Origin of the sequence: Paenibacillus phytorum, assembly GCF_013141715.1 — a bacterium.
Lineage (GTDB): Bacteria > Bacillota > Bacilli > Paenibacillales > NBRC-103111 > Paenibacillus_E > Paenibacillus_E phytorum.
In genome coordinates this window covers 23,137-35,842 of sequence record NZ_WHOA01000070.1, presented here as the reverse complement: position 1 = coordinate 35,842, position 12,706 = coordinate 23,137, and the positions used below count along the sequence as shown (strand labels likewise).

Here is a 12,706-nt window from a genome sequence, read left to right as displayed (position 1 = left end):
CCAATTTATTATCGGACATACTCCGCGAAAATTCTCCAACAACCATCCCCATGGCAAAGGGGCCAGGTGTGTCGGCAACCTTTCGCATCATCGCAACGTCACAGACCAACGTTTTATATTATATAAAATTTGAAAAGGAAAAGCAAGCGAAATTTTAGGCATATGCATAAAAAAACACCCACCGCCTAAACGATGAGTGTTTCTTCTATATATAGGTATTACTTTTGAATTGTTGCAACCGCGCCCGCACCAACTGTACGTCCGCCTTCACGAATCGCGAAGCGTGTTCCTTCTTCGATTGCGATTGGGTTGATTAGTTCAACAGTAACAGTGATGTTATCACCAGGCATAACCATCTCAGTACCTTCTGGAAGGGAGATGATACCCGTTACGTCAGTTGTACGGAAGTAGAACTGTGGACGGTAACCTGTGAAGAAAGGCTTATGACGGCCACCCTCTTCTTTAGTTAGAACGTAGATTTGTGCTGTGAAGTTCGTGTGTGGTTTAACTGAACCTGGTTTCGCAAGTACTTGTCCACGCTCGATATCTTTACGGTCTACACCACGAAGCAAAGCTCCAATGTTGTCACCAGCTTGAGCGGAATCAAGCAATTTACGGAACATCTCTACACCAGTTACGATGCATTTACGAGTTTCTTCAGCGATACCAACGATTTCAACTTCTTCTTGTACTTTAACAGTACCACGCTCAACACGACCAGTTGCAACTGTTCCACGACCAGTGATTGAGAATACATCCTCAACTGGCATAAGGAAAGGCTTGTCAGTTTGACGCTCAGGAGTTGGGATGTAAGTATCAACTTGTTCGAACAACTCGATGATTTTGTCAGCCCAAGGACCTTCTGGGTTAGCAAGAGCTTCACGAGCTGCACCACGGATGATTGGAGTATCATCGCCTGGGAACTCATATTCGTTAAGAAGGTCGCGAACTTCCATCTCAACCAATTCAAGCAACTCTTCGTCTTCAACCATATCACATTTGTTAAGGAATACTACGATGTAAGGTACGCCTACTTGACGGGAAAGAAGGATGTGCTCGCGAGTTTGCGGCATAGGGCCGTCAGCTGCGGATACAACCAGGATCGCTCCGTCCATTTGAGCAGCACCAGTGATCATGTTTTTAACATAGTCAGCATGTCCAGGGCAGTCAACGTGTGCGTAGTGACGGTTAGGTGTTTCGTACTCAACGTGAGCAGTGGAGATTGTGATACCGCGCTCGCGCTCTTCTGGTGCTTTATCGATTTGGTCGAATGCTACTGCAGCTCCACCGTATCTTTTGGACAATACAGTTGTAATAGCTGCTGTCAAAGTTGTTTTACCATGGTCAACGTGACCGATAGTACCGATGTTAACATGCGGTTTGTTACGTTCAAATTTAGCCTTTGCCATTTTAAACGATTCCTCCTTAGAGTGACTAATAGTTTTATATTAAGCGCCTTTGCCTTTTGCAATAATTTCTTCTGCAATGGACTTAGGTACTTCTTCATAATGTGAAAGTTCCATGGAGTAAACACCACGGCCTTGTGTTCTTGAACGAAGTGTTGTGGAATATCCAAACATTTCGGACAAAGGCACCTTAGCACGGATGATTTGCGCGCCATGACGGTTATCCATACCTTCAATACGTCCACGACGGGAGTTAAGGTCACCCATAACATCGCCCATGTACTCTTCAGGTACAGTAACTTCAACCTTCATGATTGGCTCAAGAAGAACCGGTTTACATTTTTCTTTAGCTGCTTTAAGTGCCATGGAACCTGCGATTTTGAACGCCATTTCATTGGAGTCAACATCATGGTAAGATCCATCAACAACTGTAGCTTTGATATCCACGAGAGGGAATCCTGCGATTACACCGTTTTTCATGGACTCTTCGATACCAGCTTGAATTGGTGCGATATATTCTCTAGGAATAGATCCGCCCACTACTTTGCTTTCGAAAATGAAACCTGTACCAGCTTCTTGAGGTTCGAACTCAACCCAACAATGTCCGTATTGACCACGACCACCGGATTGACGAACGAATTTACCTTCAACTTTAGCTGATGCACGGAACGTTTCACGATAAGCTACTTGCGGTTTACCAACATTGGTTTCTACTTTGAACTCACGAAGCATACGGTCAACGAGGATCTCAAGGTGAAGCTCACCCATACCTGCGATGATCGTTTGTCCTGTTTCTTCGTCTGTGGAAGCACGGAAAGTCGGATCTTCTTCAGCAAGTTTTTGCAATGCGATACCCATTTTATCTTGGTCGGCTTTCGTCTTCGGTTCAACAGCAAGCTGGATAACCGGTTCAGGGAAGACCATTTTCTCAAGAATAACTGGATTTTTCTCATCACAAAGTGTATCACCAGTCGTTGTATCTTTCAATCCAACGGCCGCGGCGATGTCACCAGCGTATACAATACTGATTTCTTGACGGCTGTTCGCATGCATTTGCAGGATACGACCAACGCGCTCACGTTTGCCTTTTGTTGCGTTAACAACGTAGGAACCGGAGTTCAAGGTACCAGAGTAAACTCGGAAGAACGTAAGACGACCAACGAAAGGATCTGTCATGATTTTGAATGCAAGCGCTGAGAAAGGTTGATCATCAGCAGACTTACGAACCACTTCAGTACCATCGTCAAGTACACCTTTAATGTCAGGTACATCAAGTGGTGATGGTAGGTAACTAATTACCGCATCCAACATCAATTGAACACCTTTGTTTCTGTAAGAAGACCCTACGATAACTGGGAAGATTTTCACTTCGCAGACACCTTTACGTAGAGCTGCTTTGATTTCGTCAACAGAAATTTCTTCGCCTTCAAGGTACTTCATTGTAAGATCTTCATCAAGCTCAGCGACTTTCTCAATCAATTCCAAGCGAAGTTCTGCAACTTGATCTTTGAACTCAGCAGGAATCTCGATTTTCTCGATATCCTTACCAAGATCGTCTTTGTACATATAAGCAACTTCATCAACCAAGTCAATGATACCTTTGAATTCATTCTCAGCACCGATTGGAAGTTGAATAGCTACTGCATTTGCACCAAGTTTTTGACGCATGGATTCAACAACTTGCAAGAAGTCTGCACCGATGATATCCATTTTGTTTACGTAAGCAATCCGTGGAACGTTGTATTTATCAGCTTGTCTCCAAACTGTTTCCGATTGAGGCTCAACGCCCTCTTTCGCACTAAATACACCAACTGCTCCATCCAACACACGAAGGGAACGCTCTACCTCAACGGTAAAGTCAACGTGTCCCGGGGTATCAATAATATTGATGCGGTGACCTTCCCATTGCGCAGTTGTAGCGGCGGAAGTAATCGTGATTCCGCGCTCTTGTTCCTGCTCCATCCAGTCCATCGTAGCTGCACCTTCGTGCACTTCTCCGATTTTGTGAACTTTACCTGTATAGTACAGAATGCGCTCTGTTGTTGTCGTTTTACCAGCATCGATATGAGCCATGATCCCGATATTACGTGTGTTTTTTAAGGAGAACTCTCTAGCCATAGGTCGTTATGTCTCCTTTCTGATATTGATTTAGAATTCTACCAACGATAGTGAGCGAATGCTTTATTAGCTTCAGCCATTTTGTGTGTATCTTCACGTTTCTTAACGGAAGAGCCTGTGCTGTTGCTAGCATCGATGATTTCATAAGCCAATCTTTCTTCCATCGTCTTCTCACCACGTAGACGTGAGTAGTTAACCAACCAACGCAAACCTAATGTCGAACGACGATCAGGTCTTACTTCGATAGGTACTTGATAGTTTGCCCCACCAACACGGCGAGCTTTAACTTCTAGTACTGGCATAATGTTTTTGATTGCAGCTTCAAACACTTCCATCGGCTCTTTACCCGTACGATCTTTCACGAGGTTAAAAGCGTTGTATAGAATGGTTTGTGCTACCCCTCTTTTTCCATCAACCATAATGCGATTGATAAGACGAGTAACTAGTTTGCTATTATAAATTGGATCTGGCAATACGTCTCTGCGAGTAACTGGACCTTTACGAGGCATAGTTATCCCCCTTTCTTATAAGAATCATCCCTGATTATTATCTCTTATTTTTTAACTTTCGGACGTTTTGTACCGTATTTGGAACGGGATTGCTTACGGTTGTTAACACCGGAAGTATCCAGCGCGCCACGCACGATGTGATAACGTACCCCTGGAAGATCTTTAATTCTACCTCCACGGATCAATACAACACTGTGTTCTTGCAGGTTGTGACCGATACCTGGAATGTAAGCTGTCACCTCTACGCGGTTCGTTAAACGAACACGTGCGTATTTACGAAGTGCGGAGTTAGGCTTCTTAGGAGTCATAGTACCTACACGCGTGCAGACACCACGTTTTTGAGGTGCACTCAAATCCGTTGCTTCTCTTTTCAAAGCGTTAAAACCTTTTTGCAAAGCTGGTGATTTAGACTTATCCACCTTCGCTTGACGACCTTTACGTACTAGTTGGTTAATTGTTGGCATATCGCCACCTCCTCCCTACATTCATAACATGATGTTCTTCTTGCAAGCCCACAGATCCAGGCGAGTCATAAATGAGCAAAGAGAAAGTCCTTGCCATGGATAGCTGCGAAAAGTTATAAGAACTTATGTAGGCTATGGCCACTAACAAAAACGTCTTTAGCGTTTATTCATTTACAACAGCTGCTACCGCAGCTCCAACTTCAATTCCACATGCTTTACCTAGCATCTTCATAGAATCTACGTAGGTAATAGGTACACCCTTCTGCGTACAGAGAGTTACCAGATTTATCGTCAATCGCGGATCTGCATCTTTAGAAACAAAAACTTCGACTGCCTTACCTTGTTCGACTATTTTTGTAACTTTTTTCGTACCTACACTTATATTCTTCGCCTGTTTGACTTTATCATAAGACATAAGGCACCCCCTTCAAAGAAAAGGAAAGAATATCGACTTAGGCACACTACGATATATTAGCACTTTGATCTTCGGGTGTCAAGGAATAACTTCATATATTTTATTAGTCTTACTAGATTAGTAAAAGTAAAGCAGAAGGGACAGCGCACTTCATTATAAAGTGGCTATCCCTCCTGATTACATAGCGAATCTATTCAACAGTGACAGTTTCTTTTTCAAGATCCTCGTCTTGTACAACCACTTCGTTCGGATCCGTAATACGGATATTCCGGTAACGAGGCATACCCGTACCTGCAGGTATAAGTTTACCGATAATAACGTTCTCCTTAAGACCAAGTAATTGGTCAACCTTGCCTTTAATTGCTGCATCCGTCAAGACACGTGTCGTTTCTTGGAAAGACGCTGCAGATAGGAAGGAATCGGTCTCTAGGGACGCTTTAGTAATACCGAGCAAGATAGGCCTTGCAACAGCAGGCTCACTACCAGCGAATAAGGCAACTTTGTTGGCTGCTTCGTATTCATGGATGTCTACGAAGGAACCAGGAAGAAGCGTTGTATCTCCAGCGTCAACGATACGGATTTTCCGTAACATTTGGCGAACCATAACTTCGATATGTTTATCGTTAATTTCTACCCCTTGGTTACGATATACGCGTTGAACCTCTTGCAGAATGTAGTTCTGCACACCGCGGATACCTTTGATACGGAGCATTTCCTTCGGATCGATAGAACCGTCAGTCAACTCGTCTCCAGCTTCCACTTGTTGATTCAATGAAACACGTACACGTGAACCGTAAGGAACTGCATATACCTTGGATTCCGCTTCCCCTTGGACTTCAATCTCACGACGGTCCTTAGCTTCACGGATTTCTTTCACAGTACCATCAATTTCGGAAATGATCGCTTGACCTTTCGGATTCCGAGCTTCGAAGAGCTCTTGAATACGCGGCAAACCTTGCGTAATATCATCTCCGGCAACACCACCGGTATGGAACGTACGCATCGTTAACTGTGTTCCTGGCTCACCAATGGATTGAGCAGCGATAATACCAACTGCTTCACCAACCTCAACAAACTGGCCAGTAGCTAAGTTACGACCGTAACATTTTTTACAAACACCATGATTGGTACGGCAGCTAAGAACGGAACGAATTTGAAGTTTCTCGATACCTGCTTCAATAATTGTATCTGCAATACCCGATTCGATGAGTTCATTGCGTTGAACAATAACTTCACCTGTTTTCGGATGACGAAGAGTTTCATAAGCATAGCGACCCTCAATACGGTCATAGAGATCTTCAATAACCTCTTTACCATCTTGAATTTTGCTAACCATGAAGCCTTTGTCAGTTCCACAATCATCTTCACGAACGATAACGTCTTGTGCTACGTCAACGAGACGACGAGTCAGGTAACCGGAGTCAGCTGTACGTAACGCTGTATCGGCAAGACCTTTACGCGCTCCGTGCGTGGAAATAAAGTACTCCAAGATTGTCAAACCTTCACGGAAGTTCGATTTAATTGGCAACTCCATAATTTTACCGGATGGATTCGCCATCAAACCACGCATACCGCCAAGCTGTGTAATCTGAGATTTATTACCCCGCGCTTTGGATTCAACCATCATGCTAATAGAGTTGTATTTATCAAGGGATTTCATCAAAATATCTGTGATTTCATCCTTTGCTTTACTCCAGATCGCAATAACTCGGTCATAACGCTCTTCATCTGTAATCAAACCGCGGCGGTATTGGTTCGTTACTACACGTACTTTCTCTTCACATTCTTTGAGGATCGCTACTTTTTCAGTAGGAACAACAACGTCAGAGACAGCTACGGTAATACCCGCTTTGGTGGAGTACGTGAATCCAAGCTCTTTAATTTTATCAAGGATCATGGACGTTTGAGTTGTGTGGTATTTACGGAAACACTCAGCAATGATAGAACCGAGATATTCTTTACCTACCGCTTTGTTCTCTTCACGTTCCAACATAATAGCTCTAAGATCAGCACCTTTTTCAAAAACAAAGTGAGCATCAGGAATCCCATTCAGCAGGTTTGTTTTGGTTGGTTCATTAATGAATGGGAAGTCGCTAGGGAAAATCTCATTCATAATGATTTTACCGATCGTCGTGATCAAGATTGCATTTTGCTGTTTCTCAGAGAAACTAACTTTGTTCAATGCTCTTGCAGGAATAGCAACCCGTGCGTGCAGTGCCATTTTGCCCGATTGGTAAGAAGAAACTGCTTCATGCACTGTTCTAATAATAGAACCAGCACCTTTAGCGAATTTGTTGTCTGTTGTTAAATAGAAGCTTCCCAGAACCATATCCTGTGAAGGCGTAACGACAGGCTTACCGTCTTTCGGATTCAAGATGTTACCTGACGCCAGCATGAGCAAGCGAGCTTCAGCTTGAGCTTCAGAAGACAATGGTACGTGAACGGCCATTTGGTCACCGTCGAAGTCAGCGTTGTAAGCTGTACAAACGAGCGGATGAAGTTTAATAGCGCGGCCTTCAACCAGAATCGGTTCAAAAGCTTGAATACCAAGTCTATGCAGCGTAGGGGCACGGTTCAGAAGAACCGGGTGCTCCTTAATTACTTCTTCAAGTACATCCCAAACATCTGGACTTACGCGCTCAACTTTACGTTTTGCACTTTTGATGTTATGGGCCAAACCTTTATTTACAAGCTCTTTCATAACGAAAGGCTTGAACAACTCAAGTGCCATTTCCTTCGGAAGACCACATTGGTACATCTTCAGGTTAGGACCTACAACGATAACGGAACGACCGGAATAGTCAACACGTTTACCGAGCAAGTTTTGACGGAAACGTCCTTGTTTACCTTTCAGCATATGGCTGAGGGATTTCAAAGGACGGTTACCAGGGCCTGTTACCGGACGGCCGCGACGACCATTATCGATAAGAGCATCAACCGCTTCTTGGAGCATCCGTTTTTCATTTTGAACAATGATATCCGGAGCGCCTAGGTCGAGCAATCTTTTCAAGCGGTTGTTACGGTTGATAACGCGGCGATACAGATCATTCAAGTCAGAAGTCGCGAAGCGGCCACCATCAAGCTGTACCATCGGACGTAGCTCCGGAGGGATGACAGGAAGTACATCCAGAACCATCCAGCCTGGTAAATTCTTCGAGTTACGGAATGCTTCCATAACTTCCAGACGCTTAATCGCACGATTACGACGTTGACCTTGCGCTGTTTTGAGTTCTTCTTTGAGTGTATCTACTTCACGCTCGATATCAATATCGACTAGAAGTTTTTTAACGGCTTCCGCACCCATTCCCGCTTGGAAAGCATAACCGTACTTCTCGCGATAGCTGCGGTATTCTTTCTCTGAAAGCAGTTGTTTCTTCTCCAAAGGTGTATCCCCTGGATCAGTTACCACATAGGAAGCGAAGTAGATGATTTCCTCCAACGATCTTGGAGACATATCTAACGCAAGCCCCATACGGCTTGGAATACCTTTGAAGTACCAAATGTGGGATACCGGAGCGGCAAGTTCAATATGACCCATGCGCTCACGACGTACCTTTTGACGTGTTACTTCAACGCCACAACGGTCACAAACAACGCCTTTATAACGAACTCGTTTGTATTTACCGCAATGACATTCCCAATCTTTGGTAGGCCCGAAGATCTTTTCGCAGAAAAGACCTTCTTTCTCAGGCTTTAAGGTTCTGTAGTTAATCGTTTCCGGCTTCTTTACTTCCCCACGGGACCAAGAGCGAATTTTATCGGGTGATGCCAAGCCGATTTTCATAAACTCGAAGTTGTTAACGTCCATCAAGGAGCAACCCTCCTTTAAGAATTTAAACCCACTATACAGTGAATCGTTCTCGATCTATTGTGGTGTTCTTTATTCGTTGACTCCTAATTCAGAGCCCTCTAAGTTTAGGTTTAATTTATCGCTAGTGACTTCGTCGTCATCGTCGGCTTCTCTCATTTCGATCTCTTCTTCGTCGCCGGAAAGGATTTTAACATCCATACCTAAGCTTTGAAGCTCTTTGATCAAAACTTTGAATGACTCCGGAACACCTGGTTCTGGAACATTTTCGCCTTTAACGATAGACTCATATGTTTTCACACGGCCTACAACGTCATCGGATTTCACAGTAAGAATTTCTTGCAGTGTATAAGCAGCTCCATAAGCCTCGAGTGCCCATACCTCCATCTCCCCGAAACGTTGTCCACCGAACTGCGCTTTACCACCCAGCGGCTGCTGAGTAACAAGGGAGTAAGGTCCAGTTGAACGGGCATGGATTTTATCATCAACCATGTGCGCCAGTTTAATCATGTACATGACGCCAACGGTAACTTCGCGTTCGAACGATTCGCCTGTACGACCATCGTACAGAATCGTTTTACCGCTACGCTGCATACCTGCTTCTTCCATCGCATCGAACACGTCATACTCACGCGCTCCATCGAATACTGGCGTTGCAGCATGGATACCCAGGTACTTGGAAGCCATACCTAAGTGAACTTCAAGCACTTGACCGATGTTCATCCGTGAAGGAACCCCTAGTGGATTCAATACAACTTCAACCGGTGTACCATCTGGAAGGAAAGGCATATCTTCTTCCGGAAGAATACGTGCCACTACCCCTTTGTTACCGTGACGTCCTGCCATTTTATCGCCCTCGGAAATTTTCCGTTTTTGTGCGATATAGACACGAACGAGTTGGTTCACACCAGGAGGCAGCTCATCGCCGTTCTCACGAGTAAATACTTTCACATCAACAACAATACCGTCTGTACCATGTGGTACGCGAAGGGATGTATCACGAACCTCACGAGCCTTCTCACCGAAGATCGCATGCAGCAATCTTTCTTCCGCAGTCAACTCAGTTACACCTTTAGGTGTTACTTTACCAACGAGGATGTCGCCTGCGCCGATTTCGGCACCGACACGGATAATTCCGCGCTCGTCAAGATTTTTCAGTGCATCTTCCCCAACGTTCGGGATATCGCGAGTGATTTCTTCAGGTCCCAGCTTCGTATCACGAGCTTCGGACTCGTACTCCTCAATGTGAATGGAGGTGTACACATCTTCTTTAACAAGTTTCTGGCTAAGCAAGATCGCATCCTCATAGTTGTAGCCTTCCCAAGTCATGAAGGCAACGACTACGTTACGTCCAAGCGCCAATTCACCTTGCTCCGTTGATGGTCCATCTGCAAGAATATCGCCCGCTTTAACCAATTGGCCTTTTTTTACAATCGGACGTTGATTAATACATGTACCTTGGTTAGAACGCATAAATTTGTGAAGTTTATATTTGACGATGTTGCCGCTAACTAGCTTGCCATCGACCAATTCTTGGCGACGCAGCCAAATTTCATTCGCAGCAGCTTTCTCAATAATTCCATCGAATTTGGAGACAATACATACTCCTGAGTCTTTTGCGACCTTATGCTCCATACCCGTTCCTACAAGAGGTGCTTTCGGGATCAAAAGCGGAACCGCTTGACGCTGCATGTTTGAACCCATAAGCGCACGGTTGGAGTCATCATTTTCAAGGAACGGAATTAACGCCGTTGCCACGGAAACAACTTGCTTCGGAGAAACGTCCATGTAATCGACACGTTCAACCGGAAGTGTTAAGTTGTCATCCTTGTAACGCACGATAATTGCATCTTCAACAAATTTATTATCTTCCGTCAATTGCGCATTTGCTTGAGCGATAACATAGTTATCCTCTTCGTCTGCTGTCAGGTAAGCGATTTGGTCAGTTACAAGTCCTGACTTCGGATCTACCCAACGATATGGCGCCTCAATGAAGCCATACTCATTAATACGGGCAAACGTAGACAAGGAGTTGATCAAACCAATGTTCGGTCCCTCTGGCGTCTCAATTGGACACATACGGCCATAGTGAGAGTGATGGACGTCACGAACTTCCATACCTGCACGCTCTCTCGTCAAACCGCCGGGTCCGAGTGCAGACAGACGTCTTTTGTGCGTCAATTCAGCAAGTGGATTCGTTTGGTCCATAAACTGAGAAAGCTGTGAACTACCGAAGAACTCTTTGATCGATGCGATAACAGGTCGAATGTTGATTAACGCTTGTGGTGTAATTACATTCGCGTCTTGAATCGACATACGCTCACGAACAACACGTTCCATACGGGAAAGACCAATACGGAATTGATTTTGCAGCAATTCACCTACAGAACGAAGTCTACGGTTACCCAAGTGGTCAATATCATCCGTATTTCCGATACCGTGAAGCAAATTGATGAAATAGTTAATGGATGAAATAATATCGGCAGGCGTGATGTTTTTGACAGTTTTATCAATAACACCGTTAGAAATAACTTTAACGACCTTGCCCTCTTCTGTTGGTGAATAAACGTTGATGCACTGAACTGGAATCGTATCCGCGCCCGTTACACCTTTAGGAATCGTAAATTCTTTATACCCTGCGCCTTTTTCAATAAAAGGAAGGATTTCATCTAAAACACGACGATCAAGCAATTGCCCAGCTTCTGCAATGATTTCTCCAGTCTCGGAGTCCACCAGTGTTTCAGCCAAACGCTGATTGAACAATCTGTTTTTGATGTGAAGTTTTTTATTGATTTTGTAGCGACCTACATTCGCCAAATCGTAACGCTTCGGATCAAAGAAACGAGCAACGATCAAGCTTCTAGCATTATCAAGTGTAGGAGGCTCGCCCGGACGAAGACGCTCATAGATTTCGATTAACGCTTTTTCCGTAGAATCCGTGTTATCTTTATCGAGCGTATTACGGATGTATTCATTGTCACCCAGCAAATCCAAAATCTCAGCATCTGTACCAAATCCTAAGGAACGAAGAAGGACAGTTACTGGAATTTTACGCGTGCGATCGATACGAACATAGATGATATCTTTCGCATCAGTCTCAAGCTCCAACCAAGCTCCACGGTTCGGAATGACGGTTGCGGTATATGTTTTTTTGCCGTTTTTATCCACTTTCGTGCTATAATAAACACTGGGTGAACGAACGAGCTGGGAGACGATTACACGCTCCGCACCGTTAATAATGAACGTTCCCGTGTCAGTCATGATAGGGAAATCCCCCATGAACACTTCTTGTTCTTTGACCTCACCGGTTTCCTTATTAATCAAACGGACTTTGACTCTTAACGGCGCCGCATAGGTTACGTCGCGTTCTTTGGATTCATCAACTGAATACTTAGGCTCGCCTAAGCTATAGTCAATAAACTCCAGTACTAGGTTACCTGTAAAATCCTGGATCGGAGAGATATCCTGAAACATCTCGCGAAGTCCTTCTTCCAAAAACCACTCATACGATTTTTGCTGGATTTCAATCAGGTTTGGAATGCCCAGCACCTCATTAATTCGTGCATAAGTCCTGCGTTTACGTCGTCCAAATTGAACAAGATGTCCCGCCAACTTTCATTCACCCCTCAACTCTACTCAATAAATAAAAAGAAGAAGAAAAACTTCTACCGACGTACACTCAGGACGCCTCCGTTAGTGGAGCCCGTCCGAATTAAGCGACTGTATGAAGGAAGGTTTTTCCCTGTAATCAATAAGACTTTTCCAAATATTTCTTCCCATCCTGTTAGAGTTTCCTAAAATTCAAACATTATACGTTACAAGTTCAAATTTTATTCATCCAGGAAGAAAAAAACACTTGACATTTTTGTTAACTAAAGACATGTGTCCCATCTTAATACTGACATTTTTTAATAATACCACATGTGAAATGTCAAGTCAAACAAATTCCCTCGATTGTCAGCAAAGACTTCATCCCACTTCAATAA

The 12,706-nt window shown here is 44.1% G+C and carries 7 protein-coding genes; all 7 read right to left on the bottom strand.

The window, feature by feature from the left end:
• Positions 1–218 precede the first annotated feature (218 nt).
• The 7 genes from tuf to rpoB all read right to left on the bottom strand — a co-directional run bounded on the left by tuf (position 219) and on the right by rpoB (position 12,332).
• Complete coding sequence (tuf, locus tag GC098_RS09030) at positions 219–1,409, bottom strand: elongation factor Tu (protein WP_047683193.1); 1,191 nt, start codon at positions 1,407–1,409, stop codon at positions 219–221.
• A gap of 39 nt (positions 1,410–1,448) precedes the next feature.
• On the bottom strand, positions 1,449–3,524 hold the full coding sequence (gene fusA, locus GC098_RS09025; RefSeq protein ID WP_171642878.1) for an elongation factor G: 2,076 nt from the start codon (positions 3,522–3,524) through the stop codon (positions 1,449–1,451).
• Positions 3,525–3,562: 38 nt separating this feature from the next.
• Positions 3,563–4,033 (bottom strand): 30S ribosomal protein S7, encoded by a 471-nt coding sequence (rpsG, locus tag GC098_RS09020; protein ID WP_028557499.1) that lies wholly within the window; start codon positions 4,031–4,033, stop codon positions 3,563–3,565.
• Between the two features lie 44 nt (positions 4,034–4,077).
• Positions 4,078–4,497 carry a 30S ribosomal protein S12 gene (gene rpsL / locus GC098_RS09015; protein ID WP_028557500.1) on the bottom strand — a complete coding sequence of 140 codons (420 nt, stop codon included), beginning with the start codon at positions 4,495–4,497 and terminating at the stop codon, positions 4,078–4,080.
• Positions 4,498–4,660: 163 nt separating this feature from the next.
• Positions 4,661–4,912 (bottom strand): ribosomal L7Ae/L30e/S12e/Gadd45 family protein, encoded by a 252-nt coding sequence (locus GC098_RS09010; protein WP_171642877.1) that lies wholly within the window; start codon positions 4,910–4,912, stop codon positions 4,661–4,663.
• 190 nt (positions 4,913–5,102) lie between these two features.
• Positions 5,103–8,723: a DNA-directed RNA polymerase subunit beta' gene (gene rpoC, locus GC098_RS09005; RefSeq protein ID WP_171642876.1), complete on the bottom strand. Its 3,621-nt coding sequence runs from the start codon at positions 8,721–8,723 to the stop codon at positions 5,103–5,105.
• Between the two features lie 69 nt (positions 8,724–8,792).
• Positions 8,793–12,332, bottom strand: coding sequence for a DNA-directed RNA polymerase subunit beta (rpoB, locus tag GC098_RS09000; RefSeq protein ID WP_171642875.1), 3,540 nt, complete (start codon positions 12,330–12,332; stop codon positions 8,793–8,795).
• Positions 12,333–12,706 lie beyond the last annotated feature (374 nt).

Coding starts and splice junctions, on each gene's coding strand:
- tuf (WP_047683193.1), bottom strand. CDS start 1,409: ATGGCAAAGGCTAAATTTGAACGTAACAAACCGCATGTTAACATCGGT.
- fusA (WP_171642878.1), bottom strand. CDS start 3,524: ATGGCTAGAGAGTTCTCCTTAAAAAACACACGTAATATCGGGATCATG.
- rpsG (WP_028557499.1), bottom strand. CDS start 4,033: ATGCCTCGTAAAGGTCCAGTTACTCGCAGAGACGTATTGCCAGATCCA.
- rpsL (WP_028557500.1), bottom strand. CDS start 4,497: ATGCCAACAATTAACCAACTAGTACGTAAAGGTCGTCAAGCGAAGGTG.
- GC098_RS09010 (WP_171642877.1), bottom strand. CDS start 4,912: ATGTCTTATGATAAAGTCAAACAGGCGAAGAATATAAGTGTAGGTACG.